The organism is Aeromicrobium sp. PFPM2_SD2, from assembly GCF_057364525.1.
Genome location: NZ_JBNFNZ010000001.1, coordinates 72,759 through 92,876 on the forward strand (window position 1 = coordinate 72,759; position 20,118 = coordinate 92,876).

General features: G+C 68.6%; 23 protein-coding genes, 1 tRNA gene and 2 pseudogenes. 11 read left to right on the forward strand and 15 right to left on the reverse strand.

Annotated features, from left to right (window positions below):
• Positions 1-88 precede the first annotated feature (88 nt).
• The 4 genes from AC2W7G_RS00345 to AC2W7G_RS00360 are packed head-to-tail and all read left to right on the forward strand — an operon-like array spanning position 89 to position 3,412.
• Positions 89-1,144 (forward strand): serine/arginine repetitive matrix protein 2, encoded by a 1,056-nt coding sequence (locus AC2W7G_RS00345; RefSeq protein ID WP_485866665.1) that lies wholly within the window; start codon positions 89-91, stop codon positions 1,142-1,144.
• A 2-nt stretch (positions 1,145-1,146) separates the two neighbouring features.
• Positions 1,147-1,656, forward strand: a complete 510-nt coding sequence (locus AC2W7G_RS00350) for a hypothetical protein (RefSeq protein WP_485866666.1) — start codon at positions 1,147-1,149, stop codon at positions 1,654-1,656.
• 17 nt (positions 1,657-1,673) lie between these two features.
• The gene (locus tag AC2W7G_RS00355) at positions 1,674-2,606 is read left to right on the forward strand and encodes a type IV secretory system conjugative DNA transfer family protein (RefSeq protein ID WP_485866667.1); all 933 of its coding nucleotides are present in this window, start codon (positions 1,674-1,676) and stop codon (positions 2,604-2,606) included.
• Positions 2,552-3,412 carry a type IV secretory system conjugative DNA transfer family protein gene (locus AC2W7G_RS00360; RefSeq protein WP_485866668.1) on the forward strand — a complete coding sequence of 287 codons (861 nt, stop codon included), beginning with the start codon at positions 2,552-2,554 and terminating at the stop codon, positions 3,410-3,412. The genes AC2W7G_RS00355 and AC2W7G_RS00360 overlap by 55 nt, the downstream gene beginning before the upstream one ends.
• A gap of 7 nt (positions 3,413-3,419) precedes the next feature.
• On the opposite strand, the gene AC2W7G_RS00365 is transcribed toward AC2W7G_RS00360, so the two are convergent.
• On the reverse strand, positions 3,420-6,800 hold the full coding sequence (locus AC2W7G_RS00365) for a DEAD/DEAH box helicase (RefSeq protein ID WP_485866669.1): 3,381 nt from the start codon (positions 6,798-6,800) through the stop codon (positions 3,420-3,422).
• Positions 6,801-6,982: 182 nt separating this feature from the next.
• Here AC2W7G_RS00365 and AC2W7G_RS00370 point away from each other — a divergent pair, with 182 nt between their 5' ends.
• The 5 genes from AC2W7G_RS00370 to AC2W7G_RS00390 all read left to right on the forward strand — a co-directional run bounded on the left by AC2W7G_RS00370 (position 6,983) and on the right by AC2W7G_RS00390 (position 9,727).
• Complete coding sequence (locus AC2W7G_RS00370) at positions 6,983-7,411, forward strand: single-stranded DNA-binding protein (protein WP_485866670.1); 429 nt, start codon at positions 6,983-6,985, stop codon at positions 7,409-7,411.
• A gap of 10 nt (positions 7,412-7,421) precedes the next feature.
• A complete protein-coding gene (locus tag AC2W7G_RS00375) occupies positions 7,422-8,012 on the forward strand; it encodes a hypothetical protein (protein WP_485866671.1) in 591 nt (196 codons plus the stop codon).
• A gap of 113 nt (positions 8,013-8,125) precedes the next feature.
• Complete coding sequence (locus AC2W7G_RS00380) at positions 8,126-8,422, forward strand: hypothetical protein (protein ID WP_485866672.1); 297 nt, start codon at positions 8,126-8,128, stop codon at positions 8,420-8,422.
• Entirely contained in the window at positions 8,422-9,072 is a 651-nt protein-coding gene (locus AC2W7G_RS00385) for a hypothetical protein (RefSeq protein WP_485866673.1), read from the forward strand. The genes AC2W7G_RS00380 and AC2W7G_RS00385 overlap by 1 nt, the downstream gene beginning before the upstream one ends.
• A 175-nt stretch (positions 9,073-9,247) precedes the next feature.
• A complete protein-coding gene (locus AC2W7G_RS00390; RefSeq protein ID WP_485866674.1) occupies positions 9,248-9,727 on the forward strand; it encodes a hypothetical protein in 480 nt (159 codons plus the stop codon).
• On the opposite strand, the gene AC2W7G_RS00395 is transcribed toward AC2W7G_RS00390, so the two are convergent.
• Genes AC2W7G_RS00395 through AC2W7G_RS00410 form a run of 4 tightly spaced genes read right to left on the reverse strand, consistent with a single transcriptional unit; the run spans position 9,728 to position 11,836 of the window.
• The gene (locus tag AC2W7G_RS00395) at positions 9,728-10,051 is read right to left on the reverse strand and encodes a hypothetical protein (protein ID WP_485866675.1); all 324 of its coding nucleotides are present in this window, start codon (positions 10,049-10,051) and stop codon (positions 9,728-9,730) included.
• Positions 10,035-10,409, reverse strand: coding sequence for a BrnT family toxin (locus AC2W7G_RS00400; RefSeq protein WP_485866676.1), 375 nt, complete (start codon positions 10,407-10,409; stop codon positions 10,035-10,037). The genes AC2W7G_RS00395 and AC2W7G_RS00400 overlap by 17 nt, the downstream gene beginning before the upstream one ends.
• Positions 10,406-11,602, reverse strand: coding sequence for a tyrosine-type recombinase/integrase (locus AC2W7G_RS00405; protein WP_485866677.1), 1,197 nt, complete (start codon positions 11,600-11,602; stop codon positions 10,406-10,408). The genes AC2W7G_RS00400 and AC2W7G_RS00405 overlap by 4 nt, the downstream gene beginning before the upstream one ends.
• A 6-nt stretch (positions 11,603-11,608) precedes the next feature.
• Entirely contained in the window at positions 11,609-11,836 is a 228-nt protein-coding gene (locus tag AC2W7G_RS00410; protein ID WP_485866678.1) for a helix-turn-helix transcriptional regulator, read from the reverse strand.
• A gap of 454 nt (positions 11,837-12,290) precedes the next feature.
• On the opposite strand from AC2W7G_RS00410, the gene AC2W7G_RS00415 reads away from it, so the two are divergent.
• Positions 12,291-12,509: a helix-turn-helix transcriptional regulator gene (locus AC2W7G_RS00415; RefSeq protein ID WP_485866679.1), complete on the forward strand. Its 219-nt coding sequence runs from the start codon at positions 12,291-12,293 to the stop codon at positions 12,507-12,509.
• 3 nt (positions 12,510-12,512) lie between these two features.
• Entirely contained in the window at positions 12,513-13,532 is a 1,020-nt protein-coding gene (locus AC2W7G_RS00420; protein WP_485866680.1) for a tyrosine-type recombinase/integrase, read from the forward strand.
• Between the two features lie 261 nt (positions 13,533-13,793).
• Here AC2W7G_RS00420 and AC2W7G_RS00425 read toward each other — a convergent pair.
• The 10 genes and pseudogenes from AC2W7G_RS00425 to AC2W7G_RS00470 form a co-directional block, all read right to left on the reverse strand.
• Positions 13,794-13,870, reverse strand: a tRNA-Pro gene (locus AC2W7G_RS00425).
• 54 nt (positions 13,871-13,924) lie between these two features.
• Positions 13,925-15,247, reverse strand: coding sequence for a ribosome biogenesis GTPase Der (der, locus tag AC2W7G_RS00430; protein ID WP_485866681.1), 1,323 nt, complete (start codon positions 15,245-15,247; stop codon positions 13,925-13,927).
• Positions 15,240-15,941: a lysophospholipid acyltransferase family protein gene (locus tag AC2W7G_RS00435; protein WP_485866686.1), complete on the reverse strand. Its 702-nt coding sequence runs from the start codon at positions 15,939-15,941 to the stop codon at positions 15,240-15,242. Before AC2W7G_RS00435 ends, der begins: the two co-directional genes overlap by 8 nt.
• A complete protein-coding gene (locus tag AC2W7G_RS00440; RefSeq protein ID WP_485866687.1) occupies positions 15,941-16,075 on the reverse strand; it encodes a (d)CMP kinase in 135 nt (44 codons plus the stop codon). The genes AC2W7G_RS00435 and AC2W7G_RS00440 overlap by 1 nt, the downstream gene beginning before the upstream one ends.
• A gap of 104 nt (positions 16,076-16,179) precedes the next feature.
• Positions 16,180-16,587 (reverse strand): annotated as a pseudogene (locus tag AC2W7G_RS00445) ((d)CMP kinase); the annotation flags it as partial.
• Between the two features lie 10 nt (positions 16,588-16,597).
• Positions 16,598-17,164, reverse strand: coding sequence for a prephenate dehydrogenase dimerization domain-containing protein (locus tag AC2W7G_RS00450; RefSeq protein ID WP_485866688.1), 567 nt, complete (start codon positions 17,162-17,164; stop codon positions 16,598-16,600).
• A gap of 69 nt (positions 17,165-17,233) precedes the next feature.
• Positions 17,234-17,700, reverse strand: a pseudogene (locus AC2W7G_RS00455) (prephenate dehydrogenase/arogenate dehydrogenase family protein); the annotation flags it as partial.
• On the reverse strand, positions 17,697-18,449 hold the full coding sequence (locus tag AC2W7G_RS00460; protein ID WP_485866682.1) for a pseudouridine synthase: 753 nt from the start codon (positions 18,447-18,449) through the stop codon (positions 17,697-17,699). The gene AC2W7G_RS00460 and the pseudogene AC2W7G_RS00455, both read right to left, overlap by 4 nt.
• Positions 18,446-19,153: an SMC-Scp complex subunit ScpB gene (scpB, locus tag AC2W7G_RS00465; RefSeq protein WP_485866683.1), complete on the reverse strand. Its 708-nt coding sequence runs from the start codon at positions 19,151-19,153 to the stop codon at positions 18,446-18,448. The genes AC2W7G_RS00460 and scpB overlap by 4 nt, the downstream gene beginning before the upstream one ends.
• Positions 19,150-20,052: a segregation and condensation protein A gene (locus AC2W7G_RS00470; protein ID WP_485866684.1), complete on the reverse strand. Its 903-nt coding sequence runs from the start codon at positions 20,050-20,052 to the stop codon at positions 19,150-19,152. The genes scpB and AC2W7G_RS00470 overlap by 4 nt, the downstream gene beginning before the upstream one ends.
• Positions 20,053-20,118 lie beyond the last annotated feature (66 nt).

Below are 20,118 nucleotides of genomic sequence, written 5' to 3' on the forward strand. Positions count from 1 at the left end.
GCCGTAAACCTACTGGGCCTCTCCGACACATGAACGCGAATCGTTCGGCTTCGGCCGCACACCTGCCTTCCGAGACAGGAGGCACAGGATGAGAGTCCAGACCCGTGATCTCGCGGCCCGCGAGGAGAAGCTCGAAGCGCTGCATCAGAAGCTGACGGAGTCGGTCGGTGCACTGGTCACCGGCGATGACTGGAAGCGCGCGTTGGAGTTCGCTGCGAAGTTCCGGTCGCGGTCGTTCAACAACACGATGTTGATCTATGTCCAGCACTACGCCGCGTTCCAGCAGGGGCGGGTGCCGCACCCGACCCCGACGTACGTGGCTGGCTTCCGGCAGTGGATGGGCCTCAATCGCGCCGTGATGAAGGGCCAGTCCGGGTACGCGATCTTGGCGCCGGTCACGGCACGGTTCGCGTCGTCGAATCCGTCTGACCCGGACTCGTGGCACCGGCTTGGTCGTGGTGAGAAGCCCGGCTTCGGCGAGGCGGTCCGGTCGAAGCTGATCGGCCTGAAGCCGGCGTACGTCTGGGATATCTCCCAGACCGACGGCGAGGCCGTCCCGGAAGCGCCGCACCCCACCCTGCTCCAAGGCGAGGCGCCCGCGGGCCTGTGGGATGGGCTGGCAGACCAGATCACCGCACACGGCTTCGAGCTGCGACTCGTTTCGAGCGCGCGGTCGATCGGCGGAGCCAACGGGCTGACGGATTACATGACCCGCGAGGTGTCAGTGCGCATGGACATGGACGACGCCGCCCAGGTCAAGACGCTCGCCCACGAACTCGGCCACGTCATGCTGCACGGGCCCGACAACGCTGATGCCGCGATGCACCGCGGCATCGCGGAGGTCGAGGCCGAGTCCGTCGCCCTCATGGTGGGCGCGGCGCATGGTCTCGCGACCGACGACTACACGATCCCGTACGTCGCCTCCTGGGCCAGCAGCGTTCTGGGCAAGACACCAGTGGAGATCGTCCAGTCGACAGCCGAACGCGTCCGCGGCACGGCAGTGACCATCCTCGACCAGCTCGACACCCCGCAAGTCGGGGACGGCAACCCGCCCGGACTCGACCGGGAGGCGCTTGCCGCGACCCGTGCCACCGCGCCTGTGCCGACGGCCGCCCAGCGCCAAGTGGAACCGGTCGGACAATGAGCATGCTCAACCCGGCGGCGCCGTATCGCCGCGACGATCGCTCGACCCTGCGGGTGCCGGTCGTGATGCCGCTGGTCGAGGTCGTCGTGAACGACGACGGACTTCTGACCGTCACGCTCGATCGAGAGCCGTACTCAGCAGACGGAGCGCTTCGACGCGAGGACCTTCGAAGGACTCTGACGGACATTGCAGCCGACCTTGGCACGCCGATTCGAGTCGAGGTGCGCGAAGCAGACGGCTCCACGTTCACCGACATCATCACCCCGAAGCAGCGCGATGCTGATCAAGTTCCGACCGCCCGCAAAGTGCTGGCCTCTGCGTTCGGGATCTCTGGCGACGGGTTCACGGCCGGCGAAGAGGTCGAAGTCTGCGTCGTCGTCGCGCGGCAAGTGGCTGGGGACGATGGCAGCGCACAGCTGCGACTGCCGCCCGCCGTGCTGGCTGCTCACCCGGACGTAGTCCTGGTGGGTCGGACCTCGGGTGCGATCGCGCTCAGTGGAGGTGGCGCGTGAATCCCCGCGGGCAAGGAGTGGACGACGATCTGGTCAACCTGGGACTCATCGCCATCGCGGTTGTCGGCCTGGTCGCCGCGATCCTGCGGCTCGCCGGGTCGGCCGCAGCATGGCTGATCGGCGCGCGGCAGCCATCCGGCGGCTGGGAGTCAGGATTCCGGGTGCTCAGTCGTCCCGGCGACCCTGCATCTGCACTGGGTAGCGCGGGGCTGTCTCCGTGGGCTTACTGGTTGGTGCTGGGTCTGTTGGTCGTCGCGGTCGTCGCACTCGGATTCGTGATCTGGCGGCGGATCGGATCGATGACGCACAAGAGGTCGCATGACCCGCGTCGGCTCGCGGGAGTGGCAACAGGCCGCGACGTACGAGCCGTCGCCTCACAACGAGCACTCCTGTCACGCGGCAGGACGCTCCGCCCGTCGATGGATCACCCATCGCCGGCCGACGTCGGCTACCTGCTGGGCCGCTCACACGGCCAAGGCGTGTGGGCCTCGGTCGAGGACTCGATCCTGCTGCTCGGCCCACCCCGCTCAGGCAAGGGCCTGCACGTCGTCATCAACGCGATCCTCGACGCGCCCGGTGCAGTGATCACCACCGCGACCCGGCCCGACAACATCGCCGCGACGCTCACCGCACGACAGGCCCGCGGACCAGTCGCTGTCTTCGATCCGCAACGTCTCGCCGACGGGCTCCCCGCCGGCCTTCGCTGGTCGCCCGTTCGCGGATGCGAGGACCCGCTGACCGCGATGATCCGCGCAACGGGCCTTGCCTCCGCCACAGGGCTGTCGACCGGGGGTGTCGAGTCCGGCGGCTTCTGGGAAGGCAAGACCCGCACCGCACTTCAAGCTCTGCTGCATGCGGCGGCTCTCGACAACCGGTCACCGCGCGAGCTGTTTGGATGGACGCTCTCGCCGTCGCGCGCGATGCCGTTGCCATCCTGTCGAGCAACCTGAATGCTGCGCCCGGCTGGGCGGACTCGCTGGAGTCGATGATCCACTCTGATCCACGAACGCGAGACTCGATCTGGATGGGGGTGTCTCTTGCCCTCTCGTGCCTCGCCGATCCACGCGTGCTGGACGCCGTCTCGCCTAAGCCGGGCGAGCAGTTCGACCCCGTTGACTTCCTCACGTACAACGGCACGCTCTATCTGCTGGCCACCGGCGCCGGAGCCGGGGCGTCGTGGTCGCTGGTCGCGGCGTTCATCGAAGACCTCGTCGAGACCGCCCGTCACTTGGCCGCTGCGTCTCCCGGCGCACGACTCGACCCGCCCCTCCTGCTGGCGCTGGACGAGATCGGCAATCTCTCACCACTGCCGTCGTTGCCGGTGCTCATGGCCGAGGGTGGTGGAACCGGGATCACGACGATGCCAGTCCTTCAGTCGCTGTCGCAGGCGCGCGATAAGTGGGGCGACCACGCGGCCGGCGCGATCTGGGACGCCTCCATCGTCAAGGTTATCCTCGGCGGCACATCCTCGGCGCGTGACCTCCAAGACTTGTCCGCCCTGATCGGCGAACGCGACGAACGCACCGACACGATCTCTGTGGGCGACTACGGCTCCAGATCGCTCCAGCGGTCGATGCGCCGGGTTCCGGTGATGCCGCCGGAGACGATCCGGACCCTGCCGTTCGGAACGGCGCTCGTCCTGCTGCGCAGCGCTCCGCCGCTCGTCACGGACCTGCGGCCCTGGCCGGCGCGCAAGGACGCCGAGCAACTCAGGACGGACAGGGCATCAGTGGAAACCGCGCTGCGGCGTCGATGACACTGCGTCAGCGCAGCACGAACTCCTCCACCCACGAGCAAAGTGGTCGCGCCGGCGTCGCATCTTGCGCCGGGCGCGGTTGGAGCGAACTCACGACGGGCGGCAACGAGGTCGGAAAAACGGGGTCGATCCTCACATTGCGTGAGTCGGACGGCATCGCGAGGCACCAGTCCCCAGACAGCCGAATCAGTGCGAGGAGCCTTCCTTCAGCTGACGCGATGCCTGTTTCCATCTGCAGCGATCCGGCGAGCGCCGCTAGCGTGAGCTCGAACTCTGACGCTGAGGCTCTTCCCGAACGCAGGACGGTGGCCGCCGGGCGTGGCGAGCCGTCACCTGTGGCCTGGAGCAATCGACGCAGGTTGGTCCGCAGGTTGATCGCCGCCAGGTCCGGCTCTGCCTCGTACTCCGCAAGAGCAAGGGCAACCGGGCGGAGCGCCGGGTCTGGCGAAAAGAGCGGCAGGATCGTGTTGAGCTGCTTCTTGCGCTCGCTCATCAAGACGCGCCTAAGTCCGCGCGGACCAGTGGCCACGGCGGTCAGATCAGGCAGGGCATCGAGAAGGCTCCGTGCATCGTCGAGAGCGTCAACCTTCTGCCGGCCAAGGTCGGCGGGGAGGTCGGCAGTCAGATTCTGGTAGCCGAAGTCCCCGTCCCTCGTATACAGGAAAACGTCCGCGGCGATCTCATTCGCTGCCTTGGATGGCGGCACTGAAAGGTCCATGCGTCCTTGAGCCGGTCGAGAACTTGTGATCGCGCGCCGAGATCCCGCATTGCTCATCGCCGTGACCCTTGAAGCTCTCGATCGCGTCTCTAGCGAAAGTTCCAAGTGCACCAGCGGCGAAAGCTGGAGGTCGGCGCGACCCATGAGCAGGTCACTGAACGCCTCGGCCGAGATGTCCACGTTGCGTGGGGGCGAATTGATGCCGTCCGGCGATGAGAATCCAGCCTTCTTCGCCCGTGACCACAGGTCTGCCATCCGAGCCTTTCGGTTCTCCGGCTCCAAGAATCGTTCGAGCATCCACAGCAAGCGACCTGAGCCACGTTCGGGATGGGGCGCCAAGTGCCACCACGACAGACGCCGAGCGAGTTCGCCAGCTACTGCTGGCGCCCAGGTTGCCTGATCGACGTAGCCCAACGCCGCAACCCAGGCGAGATATCGCGGCATCTCCTCGATCGCTCGCCTGAACTCGGCGATCGAAATCCCCGCCGGCGGCTTGCTGTGAAGTCGTCTGGGATCGCGCAACGCCAGGTGTGCGGCAGCCATGCAGAACCGCGAGCCGAACGCCTCGCCCATCCGCGAAGTGACGCGAGGCGTCCATCCGAAGAGAATCCCGGAAACCACCTCCTCGTACACCTTTGGGTTCACCGGCCACTCGCGAAGCGCGAGTACCTCTGTGGCCAGGATCTGGAGTACGAGTTCCTCCGCCTCGTCCGCAGTCGAAGGCACCGGGACTTCGGCAAGTGCTCTCAGCAAGCCGCCAGCGGACTCGACGTCGATCATCAACCGACACGTGAGCGCCCCGATCTCGGTGACCGCCAAGCCGTCTTCCGACTCGGTGACGAAACCACGAAGCACCAGGAAGTCAACGGCGTCGTCGACATCGATCTCCTCGCCGGATTGGGCGTAGGCAAAGGTCTCCTGAAACCACGAAGCGGCCCCATCACGGTCAACGATTGAGCCGAGAAGGATCTCCGCGAGGAGAGCGTCTCCGAGGTGATCCAGGACCTGGCTTCGTGCTGTGTAGCCTGCGGCGAGCTTCATGCGCCACTCAGCCTCGTCTTCCCGAGGCACCAGCATGAACCCGAATCCCTCGGGCTCCTGGCCCGCACGTCCCGCACGACCAAACATCTGCTGCGCTTGGCTGACTTCGAGTGGGGAGAGCCCCAGTTCAAGATCCCTGATTACGACCGATCGGGCAGGCGTGTTGACGCCCGTAGACAGGCCAGACGTCGCGACCAGGGTCTGGATACTGCGCTCCTTGAAGGCGTCCAGAGCGCGCTGTGCGCGAGGGGCGTCGCGAAAGTGCATTCCGACTCCGGCCGAGAACGTGCTCTGCACCAAGTCGTCGTCCTCAACGTTTCGGAAAGCAACTCGAGCCGCCATCGCGGCTGTCCTCCGAACCCCGTTCTTGCTGCCACAGAACACCAATACGCTTCCGGCGCCTGTGATGGCGCTTCCTTCAACGACTCTCGACTCGTCGGCTGTCGGCGCTCTAAGTTCGCGGAGAAGCGGGTCGAGTGCTGCGTCCTTGGCTGCCTCGTACTCCTCGCGCTTCGATCCGGGTGGCGGCGCGTCATAGGGAATGAGCTGTGTCGTCAGGATCGTCGGTCGCCATGCCGATCGCACGAGTTGGGCGTTGAACCAGCCTGCGAGCTCATCCGCGTTCGAGACCGTGGCCGACAACGCGACAATCCGCGTCCGGCCTTCCACCGCGCGAAGACGGGCAATTAGCGTTTCGAGTGTGGCACCTCGGGTGGGGTCTCCAACGAGATGAACCTCGTCGATGATTAGGCAGCCCACAGTCGCGATGAACTCGCGCAGGGAGGACCTGCGGTAGAGGGCCTCGAATTTCTCAGTGGTCGCGACCCAGAGCTGGGCGTTCCGCACGGTGTCGCTCGACATGTTCGTCTCGCCAGTCAGTTCAACCGAGCGGATGCCGTGCTCGTTCCAACGCCTCGCCGTTTCGCTCACCTCGGCTGCAAGGGCCCTGGCCGGAAGGAGCCAGACAGCGGGCTTGCGCTCGGTGACAATCGAGCGAAGAGCAGCGATCTCACCTATCAGGGTCTTTCCCGAGCTGGTGGGAGCAACAACCATCACGTGCCCGGAGGTCGAGAGGACGGCGGGCACGGCCTTCGACTGAAGGGGGTTCAACCGGTCGAAGCGAGTGAGGTACTTCTGGAGGTCCGTCGGGATGAGCTTCGAACTCGGGGTCCACTCCTCGTCACCCACGCTGGCCGCGGCCCGATTCTCGATGAGGGCCAGGAAACCTGCCTCGGTCGCGGCAACGACCTCTGGTGCAGAGAACACGAAGCCCGAGTTCTGATTGCGCTCGATTTCCCTGTCGGTGAAGTTCATCGAGTGCGAGACGGCAACGTCGTCCGCAAGCAACTCCTTCTCGTGGATATAGCGGACGCCGACGATGGCGATTCCCGACTGGCGGAGTTGGCGCAGCACCGCATCGTTCGACGACTCTGGACGGCACAAGACTCGAACGTCCACACCTCGTCGTTGCGCAGTAATCGCAGCTTCTGCCAACTGTCGCCCCTTCGGCGACGCATCCCACCAGGCAACCTTGATCCACAACCGTCTTGACGCGGTCGCCATCACCTTGAGCAGCGTTTCGAAGAGGTCGTCGCCCACTCCGTAGTTCGAGACCTTGACTGCATCCACGGCGACACCTCCCTCATCCGCTTTGCCGGGCCGGCGAGCTCAGGGTATTCGCGGCGAGGGCGTGTGTTTGTGGGTTCGGCGATGTCGCCTCACGGCGGCTGGGTCGCCACCCGGCACGTGCGCGACACCTGACTCCTGAGAGCGGTCGCCACCCGAGGCGCCGCGCGACATCAGGAGTCAGCATGACGATTCCCATCCAAATGAGCCTGCACGGATTCATCGCCACCGCCCCGCAGCTCAACTTCACGGGCAACGGTGTCGCCCGCTTCTACGCCCGGGTCGGCGTCGAGCACTACCGCCAGGAGAGCGACGGCAGCTACGAGAAGCTGGAGTCGACGTTCCACGACATGGTCGCGTACCGCAAGACGGCCGAGCGCGCCTACGCGAAGTTCAAGGTCGGTGACAACTTCGTCGCGTCGGGCTACAACAGCGAGTACGAGGTCGACCGGAACGGCCAGGCCGAGGCCCGCGAGGAGTTCGTCGCCCGCCGCATCGGGCACGACCTGGCCCGCACCAGGTACGAGGTCGACCGGACGCCGTCGCGGCAGCTCGACCCGCCGACCGCCGACCTCCCGGTGGCCAAGGAGCCGGCCAAGGTCGTCGGTCTCTGAGGGCCCCACGATGACCACCGACATCGAGCAGGACCAGCTCGCGTTGATGGAGCCTGACGACTACGTCCTCGGTGGCGACCACCCGAGCGGCAGCCCCGTCCCTCCCGGGGCTGCCGGCCCGGAGGACGAGCCACCGCGCCCGATCAACTGGAACCTGCTGACCGCCGACGAGGCCGAGGCGGAGTGGCTCGATCTCAACGCCTGGGTCAACTGGCTGCGGGCGACGTACGGACTGCCGCCGACGGTTGTCCCGCCGTATTGGCATCGACACGACGAACTGGTCTGGGAACTCTCGGCCCTGCACACGCACTGGCTGAACGCCTATGACCAGGAGGGCAGCCCGTCGGCACCGTTGGCGTGGCATCGCGACTTCGCCGATGCCCGCAACCGGCTGCGTGAGTGGGTCTCAACGTCGGGCACGAAGCTCGACCGCGACCGGCCTACCCGGCTCACCACATGGCCCGGAGAGGAGCCTGCCGAGTCCGGCAGGGAGACCGAGATCGAAGACCGGGACGCCGACTTCATCGCCTACGTGCTCGAAGACGTGGCCGCCCGACGCCACATCGAGGAACGCGCCCGACTCCTCGTCCGGGCGTCGTGACTCTCTTCGACCCGCCCCTTCCACCGACTTGTCCACAGCGCACTCAGCCGGATCTCCGGCACTCCGCCTCCCGGCCAGACGGTGGAGGAACCCACTCACGAGAGGAACTGCCAATGTTGCTCGCCCACGCGGTCACGCTGGCCGAGGCGCGGTCGTACCTTGCCGCGCTCGCCGATCAAGCACTGACCTTCGACGCCTCGGTCGAGTACGAGCGCGTCCTACTCCAACTCGACTACCTGCACGGGGACTTCATCCCCGGCATCTCCCGCGTGCCGGCCTACAGCAGCGACGTCCTTTTCGACGCCGCATATGCCGCGATCGAGGAACTCGCCGAACACGGCATCGACCTGCTGTCGGTCGAACTGCTCCTCGACATGCTGGAGGTGGCCTGGGCGAAGGACTTGCCCTGATGTACGGCGAGAACAGCGGCCACCTCCGTGGCGCCATGGGCGCCCTCCTTCGCGAACACCGCATCCAGCAGCGTCTCGGCGGCAAGGGCACCCACACAGTTCCCGAGACGACCACCGCCGAGGAACGCGAGGAACTCGGCAAGCAGATCCGCCGCTACCGCGAATGCATCCTGACCTGGAGCCTCCAAGCCGTCCGGGCTGCCAACCCGCGCGCAGATCTCGACGGTTCCACCGTCTACACCCGACGGCCAGCCGAGGAGCTTCGGTTCCGACTCGCCGAGGCACTCGAAGCGTCGAGCGCAGAACTGGCACTTTCAGAGGAACTCACCACCGAGCAGCCGTTCGCCACCGTTGAGGCATGGCGACAGGCGGCCCGCGCTGCGGTGCTCGGTGAACACGACTTCCCAGCCGGAGTCCGATACAGCGACCTGACCGACCAGCAGTGCATGACGGTGCTGAAGGACGTCGCGGACATCGTCCGAGGACTCGTGGGCCTCGACCGTCGCTACTCGAACGTGCCCGGCTGGGAGAAGCTCCACAACCAAGGCTGGCTCGGTCGGGCCGCCGAGACCTGTGCCGCCTACGCCTCCAGTTCCGAGCCCGACTACGCGTCGACCGCGAGGGCTGGCAGCCAAAGCCCGAGCCGATGAACGGCCCCGCACTTCCCGGTTTCGCTGGCGTCCTGCAGGCGCAGTACAACCTGCTGTTGAGCCTCAATGAGATGCCGGACGCCCGCAGCCTCCGCGTCGTCATGGATTCCCAGCGCATCGTCTCCCACGAAGCAGCACACCGGTCCGCTGCCGCCGAGCCCGGCTTGACCTCGAAGTGGTCGGTGCGCGAGGAGACCTACACGAAACTTGTGCGCGAGACCGAGATCTCGGCGGGATCCTTGGCATCAGCCATTCAGCCGGCCATGGCGCTCTGGCAGCCAGCCGCGCCCAGAAGCTCCGGCCCGAATCGCTGACAGACCCGCATCAGCTGCAACAACTCGACCGCCTCTTCACCCGCATCGACCAGCGCACCTGGGCGGCGGTCGAGCACGGCATCCGAGAACGGCTCTATTTCATCCGCGTCCCGATCGCCCGCGTCGACGACCTCACGCCTGGCCTAGTGAAGGGACGGCGACAGCGCTACATGCCCATCACGTCGCCCGTCCAGTCCGACCTCATCGCGATCGCCAGCGACGAGCTGCGGCCCAAGCCGATCAGACTGAATCCACCTAAGCGCGCCGCGGAGAGCCGAGCCGATTTCGAGGCCGCGATCAACCACCGGCCCGGAGATCCCGGGCCATCAGTTGCCCTGTGATCAGGCGCTGAGCGCCTTGCGACGAACGGCGGCAAGGTCGGTTTCGAGCTTGTCCAGGGCGGCCTTGAGGTCCTCTGCCGGGGCGATCGCCTGCAGGACGAGCGAACGCACGACGGTGGAGATGGGCAGACCTCGCTGCTCGGCGTACGCGGCGAGCTCGTCGAACTCCTCGTCACGGAAGCGGACCTGGAGGTTCTTAGAGCGAGCTGCCCCTCGGGTGACCTTCACATGCGCCGGAAGGGGCGCGTTCGGGTCGCTGGCGATCTCGGCCGCCTCGGCAGCTTCGGCCTCGGCCGCGAGCAGCTCCTCAATCCCGTTGCTCATCGGTTCCTCCTTCGCTTCCCGTGGCGTAGAGCCCGCGGTCTTTCGCGTTCGCTGTCCATCCGTTGACGCCATACTCGATCCCGTCGTCCTCCAGCACGATCACCGTGATCACGTCGTCCGCGGCTACCGAGAATCCGATGATCCTGACGCTCCTGCCGCTCTCACTGTTGTAGTCGGGGTCGATCACAACCCGGTTTGGGTCTTCGAGCGCTTCGTTCGCGATCGCCGGCGAGATGCCGTGCTTGCGTTGCATGTACGCGCCTCGGTGCGACCAGTCGACGCGCTCGAATACCCGACTATCGTAATGCATTGCATTACGGTTTGGAAGTGGCGTCGGCTCATCGACATCCTCGTTCATGACGGCTCCTCGGTCCGCCTCGGCGCCAGCGATTCGAGGATCTCGGCCGTGACCGGATCCACCGCTTCGTCGGGCTGGATGTAGTGCTCCTTCGTGATCTTCGACGACGTGTGACCGAGCAGCTCCGCCGCGAGGTCAGGGCCACTGGCCCGGTCGAGTACCGTCGCGACCGTGCGGCGGAAGGCGTGCGGAGTTACACCCTCGATGCCGGCCTCCGCCAGTACGGCCCGCAGCCGTCGACGGATGTTGTTGGTCGTCAGCGGCGTGCCATTGCGAGTGAAGAACAGCAAGTGGTCCGACGAGTCGGCCCCGACGAGGACCAGCCGCTGTCGAATCACCTCGGCCGCGAAGCTGGGGACCGACACGACACGGGTCGACTTCTGCGTCTTGGGGTGGCCCTGCCGGTACGTCGGCTTACCGGCCGGCGACACGATGGTGCCGCAGATCCGAACCGTTGCTGGGGAGACCGTCACATCGACATCGCACTTGCGGATGGCGAGCACCTCGCCGATGCGGGCCGAGGTGCCGAGCATGACTTCGATGATCTGCTCCAGCTGGCCGTCCGGCGGTGGCCCTGGGGTCCCCGGCGCGCGGCGCCAACTGCGCACGGCAGCCCGGATGCCCTCGACTTGCTCAAGCGTGAGCGCCATCGTTTCCGACGGCGGCTTGTGGAGCCTGGCGGTATCTCGGACCGGGTTCTCGCGGAGCGCGTCGTACCGAACTGCCAGTCCGAGGGCGAGGCTGAGCACGGTTCGCGCCTGCTTCGCTGTGCTGTAGCTCTTGGTCGAAGCGAGGCGCTTGATGAACTGATCGACCTTGCGCACCGAGATCTCGCGAAGCAGGTAGTTCTCGAACACTGGCATCACCAGTTGGCGCATGTTGCGTTCGTAGAGCGCGCGCGTGCTTTCCGCCAGCTTTCCTTCGAGGTCGAGATCTTCCAGCCAGACGTCGACCAGTTGACCGAACGAGCTGTCCGGTGTGAGCTCGCCGAACCCGGACGTGTACCCCGACCGCGCGGCGAGCCGCTCCTTCAGGCGGTGTTCCGCGCGGGTCCGTGTGTCCCCGCTCGCCTCGATGCGTCGCAGCTGCCCGTCGTGGTCGCGGAACCTGGTCCGGGCACGGACCGAGCCGTTCGCGAGCTTGGTGAACTCGATCTCACCGAAGGTGCCGATCGGGGTGCGCGGCCTAGCCATGGCTCCTCACTCCCTCGCGGAGCGGGGCGACGGCACGTCGCGCTGGCCATCCACCCACGACTGCACATCGCTCAGGCGGAACTTCAGGTGACGACCAATGCGGATGCCAACCGGGCCGCGGCCGGCCTGGCGCCATTCGTAGATCGTCTTGACCGGCACGCCGAGGTACTCGGCGAGCTCGGTGATCGTCACGAGCGGGTCGAGCACGCTCAACGGGTTGGTCTCGGTCTTCATGCCCACAAGGTGCGCAGTCCAGACCGGACCGATCGGTGCTGTTCGGGAGCGCTACGAACGAGTCGGACGAGGGTCCGACCTGTGCTCCGCGAACCGACTCAAAGTGGAGGGTTTGTGGTGGAGGGATCAATTCTCAAATGCTTTCAGGCCCGGGATTCACGCTGAATCCCGGGCCTGATTTGGTAGCGGGGGCAGGATTTGAACCTGCGACCTCTGGCTAAGAGCGCAAAACACAGCAAGCTCGATCGCAACCCGACAACCGCCGTCTCGGAGCAGCAGAGGCTCCCCGCCAGGTCTTGCAGGTCGGGCTCAAGGACACCGTTTGCCCGGCGATGCACCTGCGATCGCTCCAGAAGCTCGATTAGAGGTCGATTCTCCACAGGCCGCGCGGTGAGGGCCGCACACCTTCAGTTGCGAGGGCAAACCTGTCCTCGTAACGACGAAGGAGCACAGGATGAGTACCACCGTCGACACCAGCCACGAGAGCATGATCCTCACCATCGACGAGGCTGCGGCCTACCTGGCGATCCCGAAGGCGACGCTGTACACATGGCGGACCCGCCGGGCCGGGTTCGGACCACGCGCGGTGAAGATGGGCGGTTGCCTGCGGTACCGCCGTGCAGACCTCGACGCCTGGATCGTCGAGCACCTCGAGCCCGCAGAGGGCGAGTAGCCCATGGCCAGGCCACCACTCCCCCTCGGCACCTGGGGGACCATCACCACCGAGAAGATCCGCGACGGCAGCTTCCGGGCCCTGACCCGGTTCCGTGACACCGACGGCAACACTCGTCGCGTCACCGCGACTGGTCCGAGCAAGGCCGCTGCAGAGCGAGCCCTTCGAGACGTCCTCGGCACGCGCACCGCCCCAGCGGGTGAGTTCATCACCGCCGAGACCCGGCTGATCGACCTCGCCACCCTGTGGATCACGGGTCTCGAGACTGAAGGACGGATCGAGCAGACCACCATCAACGAGTACCGAAGGGTGCTGGACAACCTGGTGCTACCCAGTGTCGGTGGGCTGAGGCTTCGCGAGGCCACCACTGGCCGGCTGGACCGGCTCCTGCTGCGGTTGCGCGATCAGAGCGTGAACCGGCAGCGCAAGGCCAAGGTCGTCCTCGGGGCCATGCTCGACCTGGCGGTACGGCACGATGCGATCCCCACGAACCCGGCCCGCGGGACGACCCGGGTTCACCGCCCCAGGCAGGAGACCAGGGCCCTACGGGTCGAGGACCTGGTCGAGATCCGCGCAGCTGTGCGCCGGTGGGTCAACGCGGACCGCCCCGGACCCAGGGCCACCGGCGACATGGCCGACATCATCGACCTGATGCTCGCCACCGGGTGCCGCATCGGCGAGGTACTTGCTGTGCGCTGGAGCGACCTGGACCTCGATAGCGATGTACCCACCCTGACGGTGTCGGGGACGATCAAGACCGAGACCGGAAAGGGCACCTATCGGAAGCCCACACCGAAAACGGACACCAGCCGGCGAACCGTGGTGCTCCCCCGGTTCGCCACCGAGCTGCTACGCGCTCGCCGGGAGTTCGCGACACCCAACGAGAACGACGCCGTCTTCGCAACCCGCAACGGCACCTGGTACCAGGTCGTCAACATCGAGCGTCGGTGGCGGCAGATCCGCAAGGACACCGGCTATGAGTGGGTGACGCCCCACACCTTCCGCAAGACGGTCGCGACCTGATCTCCGAGGCAGCTACGTCCGAGCTCGCCTCGCGCCAGCTCGGGCACTCCTCCAGCCAGGTCACCCGGGACCACTACATCGCAAAGCCGCCGGTCTCAGCCGACCTCTCCGACCTCCTCGAACGGCTCGCTGAGAGCGATGACGCGAGGCCGGATTCGTAGGCCTCGAGATCGTTTACGACCAGTAAACGACCATTCTGAGGATCCACGTCGAAACCAAAACCGCCTCTGACCCGCGTTTCCGCAGGTCAGAGGCGGTTTTTGGTCGGGCTGACAGGATTTGAACCTGCGACCCCTTGACCCCCAGTCAAGTGCGCTACCAAGCTGCGCTACAGCCCGTGACAACGTCCAGAAGCCTACCGCACTCCCCCGGACGTCCTCGACGCGGGACCCCTACCGCTTGCGGGTCTCGCGCGGACGCTGCTGGATGTGGATCGGCGAGCCGACGAAGCCGAACTCCTCGCGCAGGCGGCGCTCCACGAAGCGCAGGTACGACGCCTCGAGCTTGCCGCGCGTGAACAGCACGAACGTCGGCGGCGCGGTGGACGCCTGGGTGCCGTAGATGATCTTGGCCTGCTTGCCGCCACGGATCGGGTGCGGGTGCTCGGCGACCAGACGGCCGAGGAACGCGTTGAGCTGACCGGTCGGCACGCGCGTCTCCCAGCCCTCGAGGGCCGCGTCGAGCGCGCGGACGAGCCGGTCGACGTGCCAGCCCGTGCGGGCGGCGACGTTGATGCGCGGCGCCCACGGCACCTGCACGAGCTCGCGCTCGATCTCGCGGTCGAGGTAGTAGCGGCGCTCCTCGTCGACCAGGTCCCACTTGTTGAACGCGATGACCAGCGCGCGGCCCGCCTCGCGGACGGTGCTGATGATGCGCAGGTCCTGCTCGGCCAGCGGCTCGCTGGCGTCCACGACCATGACCGCCACCTCGGCGCGGTCGATGGCGGTGTTGGTGCGCAGGCTGGCGTAGTACTCGTGGCCGGACGCCTCCTTGACCCGGCGGCGGATGCCGGCGGTGTCGATGAAGTGCCACTCGCGACCACCGAGCTCGACGATCTCGTCGACCGGGTCGACGGTCGTGCCCGCGACGTCGGAGACGACGACGCGGTTCTCGCCGGCCAGCTTGTTGAGCAGGCTGGACTTGCCGACGTTCGGCTTGCCGACGATCGCGACGCGGCGCGGGCCCTCGATCTTGTCGAAGTCCTCCGGCGGCGCGTCGGGCAGCGCCTCGAGCACGGCGTCCAGCAGGTCGCCCGAGCCACGGCCGTGCAGCGCCGAGACCGGGTACGGCTGGCCGAGGCCGAGCGCCCACAGCGAGGACGACTCGTTCTCGGCCCGCTGGTCGTCGACCTTGTTGGCGGCCAGCAGCACGGGCTTCTTGGCCGAGCGCAGGATGCGGACGACGGCCTCGTCGGCGTCGGTGATGCCGACGTTGGCGTCGACGACGAACAGGACGGCGTCGGCGGCCGCGATGGCCAGCTCGGCCTGGGCGGCGATCAGCTCGGCCATGCCGCGGGCGTCGGGGTCCCAGCCGCCGGTGTCGACGACGGTGAACTCGCGGCCGTTCCAGGTGGCCTCGTAGGCGACCCGGTCGCGGGTGACGCCGGGGACGTCCTCGACCACGGCCTCGCGCCGGCCGATGATGCGGTTGACCAGCGTCGACTTGCCGACGTTCGGCCGGCCGATGACGGCCAGGACGGGCAGGTGGTCAGACATGGGTGTCTCCTGGGGGCAGAGGTCCGGGCAGCGCGACCTCGCTGGCCTCTGCAGACTTCTCGACGTGAGCGCGCAGCTCCTGCTGGAGCCGCCCCGCAAGCCTACGCACCTCGTCGCGAGGCCGCGGCCACGGGCGGCGCTCGACGGTGACCGGCTCGCCGTAGGACAGCTCGATGCGCGCGCCCTTCTCCGGCCTGGCGTCGCCGGCCTGGCCGGGCAGTCGCGTGCCGAGGATCGCCACCGGCACGACCGGCGCACCGGTGGTCATCGCCAGGTACGCCAGCCCGTCCTTGACGTGCGCGACGTCGCCGGCGCCGCGGGTGCCTCGGGGAAGAGGGCCACGGCGTGGCCGGCCTCGAGCGCGGCGACCGCCTTTGCGCACGGCCGCGGCGTCCGGCTCGTCGCGACGGACGCTGATCTGCCCGGCCAGGCGCAGCAGCGCCCCCGTGCGGCCTTGGAACTCCTCGGCCTTGACCAGCGCGTGGGCCGGACGCGGCGTGCAGGCGATCAGCAGCGGACCGTCCAGCCAGCCGACGTGGTTCGCGGCGAAGATCACCGGTCCGTCGGCCGGGACGTGCTCGGTGCCGTGCTGGTGCAGGTCGTAGCGCGAGCCCAGCCAGCGGCCGACCGTCGCGCGCAGCACCTTCAGGCCGGCGTGGCCCGGTGCCGGGTAGCCCCGCTCGTCGGCAGCCATCACGGCACCATCGCCACGACGCGGTCGACGACCTCGTCCAGCGTCAGGTAGGTGCTGTCGACCTCGACCGCGCCGTCGGCCCGCACCAGCGGGGACGTCGCGCGGGTCGAGTCGATCCGGTCCCGGGCCAGCAGCGACGCCTTGGTCGTCTCGGCGTCCGCGTGACCCTCCTCCGCGGCCCGCGGGCGGCGCGCGCGGCCGGGTCGGCCACGAGGTACACCTTCACCTGGGCGTCCGGGGCCACGGTCGAGGCGATGTCGCGGCCCTCGACGACGATGCCGTCGGAGCCGGCGATGATGCGGCGCTGCAGGTCGACCAGGCGGGCGCGGACGTCCGGCACGGTCGAGACGGGGCTGACCGCGGCGTTCACCGCGTCGGAGCGGATCGGCTCGCTGACGTCCACCCCGTCGACCGCGATCGTCGGCTTGAGCGGGTCGGTGCCCGGCTCCAGACGCACGGCCGCGGCGACCTCGGCCACGGCGGTCGGGTCGTGCGGGTCGACGCCGCGCTCGAGCACCGCCCAGGTGACGGCGCGGTACATCGCGCCGGTGTCGAGGTAGTCCAGGCCGAGGCGCGCCGCGACGGCGCGCGACGTGCTCGACTTGCCCGACCCGGAGGGTCCGTCGAGGGCGATCACCAAGGTCATGCAGGCGTTCCTATCGGTAGGCGGTCCAGCCGCGCTCGGCGAGCGCAGCGACCAGGACGTCCCCGAGACCCGGCGCGACGGCGATCTCGGCGAGGCCCACGGGCCGTCCCAGGTCGTGGTCAAGACGGAGGTCCTCGATGTTGACACCTGATTGTCCCGTATCGGTCATGAGACGCGACAGCTCACCCGGACGGTCGGCGACCTGGACCCGGACGACGTCCAGGCGCGAGGGTGCGTCGCCGTGCTTGCCCGGGATGAGGCGGGTGCCCTGGCGGCCGGACTCCAGGACCTCGCCCAGGGTCTGGCCGTCGGCGCCGTCGAGCGCCTCGATGACCCGGTCCAGGTCGACGCGGACGTCCTCCAGCACCGACCGCACGTCGCGCGCGTTGTGGCTCAGGATGTCGATCCACAGCCGCATGTCGCTGCCGGCGATGCGGGTGACGTCGCGCAGGCCGGGACCGGACAGCGCCAGGTGGTTCTCGGCCGCGTCGTTCAGGCGCGCGGCGGTGAGCGTCGACATCACCTGCGGCACGTGCGAGACCACGGCGACCGCGCGGTCGTGCGCGGACGCGTCCATGATGATCGGCACCGCGCCGAGGTTCAGGGCCAGGTCGACCACCGCGTCGAGGGCCTGCGGGAGCGTCTGGCGGGTCGGCGTCACCGCCCAGGGACGGCCCTCGAACAGCTGGGCCGAAGCCGCGGTCGGGCCGCTGCGCTCGCTGCCGGCCTGGGGTGACCGCCGGCGTAGCGCTCGGCGCCGGGCACGTCGGCCAGGGTCTGCTGCAGCAGCGACTTCACGCTCGTGACGTCGGTGACGAGCGCCTCGGGCCAGCGCGCCAACGCGTCGGTCACGACGCCCGGGGCGACCGCCGGCGGCACCGCGACGACGACGAGAGCGGGAACGACCGAGTCGTCCAGCAGCACGCCCGCGCCGAGGGCGACCGCCTGCTCCAGGTGCTCGGCCGACGCATCCTCGAGGACGACCTCGACGCCGCGACCGCGCAGGGCCAGGGCGACCGAGGTGCCGATGAGGCCGCAGCCCACCACCAGGACCGGCGCGGGGATGCTGCCGACCGTCGCCCGCTCCGCCCCCCGCTCGCTGCCCTCGCTCACAGGCCCACGCTATCGAAGAGCGTCCCGCGCTCCTCGTCGGTCAGGCCGCGCGTCGCGCCCGGCCGCAGCTGTCCCAGGCGCACCGGCCCGAAGGCCGTGCGGGTGAGCTCGCGCACGGGGTGGCCGACCTCGGCCAGCATCCGGCGCACGATCCGGTTGCGGCCGATGTGCACGTCCAGCTCGACGAGCGTGCGGTCGCCCTGCCGGTCGCGCACGGTGAACCGGTCGGCCTGCGCGGGGCCGTCCTCGAGCTCGATGCCGTCGACGAGCCGGCGCCCGGTCGCGTCCTTGAGCCGGCCCTCGACGAGCGCGACGTACGTCTTCGTCACCTCGAACGACGGGTGGGCCAGACGGTGCGCGGCCTCGCCGTCGTTGGTCAGCAGCAGCAGGCCGGACGTGTCGGTGTCGAGCCGACCGACGTGGAACAGCCGCTCCTCGCGGTCCTTCAGCAGGCCGGTCAGGTCCGGCCGTCCGTGCTCGTCGGCCATCGTGGTGACGACACCGCGCGGCTTGTTGAGCACCAGGTACGTGTGCTCGGTGGGCGGCAGCAGCCGCTTGCCGTCCACACGGACGATCGCGGTGGCCGGGTCGATGCGCGTGCCCATGAGGGTCACGACCTCGCCGTCGACCTCCACCCGGCCCTGGAGCATCAGCTCCTCGCACTTGCGCCGGCTCGCGACGCCGGACTGGGCCAGGTACTTCTGCAGCCGGACGCCCGGCTCGGTCCCCTGCTCCTCGGGCTCGCTCATCGCTGCTCCTCCCCCGCCTCGTCGAGCCCGGTGGGCGCGGCCGGCTCGGACGCGGGCTCCGCCGCCGGCGCGGACAGCGCGCTCAGCTCGTCCTCCATGTCGTCCATCTCGGGCAAGTAGGGCGCGAGCTCGGGCAGCTCGTCGAGGCTGTCCAGCCCCATGCGCTCCAGGAAGTAGGCCGACGTGCCGTACAGGACGGCGCCGGTCTCGGGGTCGTTCCCGACCTCCTCGACGAAGCCGCGGGTCACCAGGGTGCGCATGACGCCGTCGACGTTCACGCCGCGGATCGCCGAGACGCGCGAGCGGCTCACCGGCTGGCGGTACGCCACCACCGCCATCGTCTCCAGCGCGGCCTGGGTGAGCCGCGCCTGCTGGCCGTCCAGGACGAAGCGCTCGACGGCCGGCGCGAACGCCTCGCGGGTGTAGAAGCGCCAGCCGCCGGCGACCCGGCGCAGCTCGAAGCCGCGGCCCTGCTCGTCGTACTCGGCGGCCAGGCGCACGAGCGCCTGCTCGACGTCGGCGGGCGGGTGGCCCACGGCCTGGGCGAGTGTCAGGTGGTCCAGCGCCTGGTCGGCCACCATGAGCACGGCCTCCAGCGCGGGCTCCAGGTCGAGCAGCCCGAGCTCGAGCTCCTCGGGGCCCTGCAGCGGGGCCGCCGCGGCGGTCGCGTCGTCCGGCACGGTGTCGGTGGTGGGGTCGGTCATCGCTCTTCCTCGGTCCGGACGCCGTCGGCGTCCTCGGGCAGCGGGTACGTGTCGCCGGGCTCCACGTCGGAGCCGGCCGGGACGTCGAACTCGTCGCCGACGTCGATGTCGCCCTCCTGCGTGCCGGTCCAGCGCAGGTGCAGGTCGCCCAACGGGGTCGCCTGGTCGAAGGACAGCGCCCCCTCGCGGAACAGCTCCAGGACGGCCAGGAACCGCGCGACCCGGGTCAGCACGTCCGGCGCGTCCGCCACGAGCGCGCGGAACGTCGTCTGCTGCTCGCGGCGCAGCCGGTCGACCAGCAGGTGCGCCTGCTCGCGGACGCTAACGCTCGGCGCGTGCAGGTGGGCCAGCGAGATGACCGGCGCCTGCTTGGGCTCCATGGCCTTGGCCGCGAGCCGGGCCAGGTCGTCGGGGCCGACGGTGAGCAGCACCTCGGGCAGCAGCGACGCGAAGCGCGGCTCCAGGCCGACCGAGCGCGGGTAGCGCCGGCCCTGGGTGGCCAGCCGCTCGGCCATGACGCCGGCGACCTGCTTGAACGCCCGGTACTGCAGCAGCCGGGCGAAGAGCAGGTCGCGGGCCTCGAGCAGCGCAAGGTCCTCCTCGTCGTCCACGTCGCCCTGGGGCAGCAGCCGCGCGGCCTTGAGGTCGAGCAGCGTGGCCGCGACGACGAGGAACTGGGTGGTCTCCTCCAGGTCGCCGTCCATCTGCTTGATGTAGGTGATGAACTCGCTCGTGACGGTGGCCAGCGACACCTCGGTGATGTCGAGCTTGTGCCGCGAGATGAGCTGCAGCAGCAGGTCGAACGGTCCCTCGAAGGAGTCCAGGACCACCGAGAACCCGGTGGCGGGCGCGGTCTGCTCGGCACCGGGCGCCTGCGTGGCGGGCCCGGTCGCGCTCATCGCTCGTCCAGCTCTCGGGCGACGTCGCTGGCCAGGCCGCGGTCGTCGAGGTCGCGCAGCGCCACC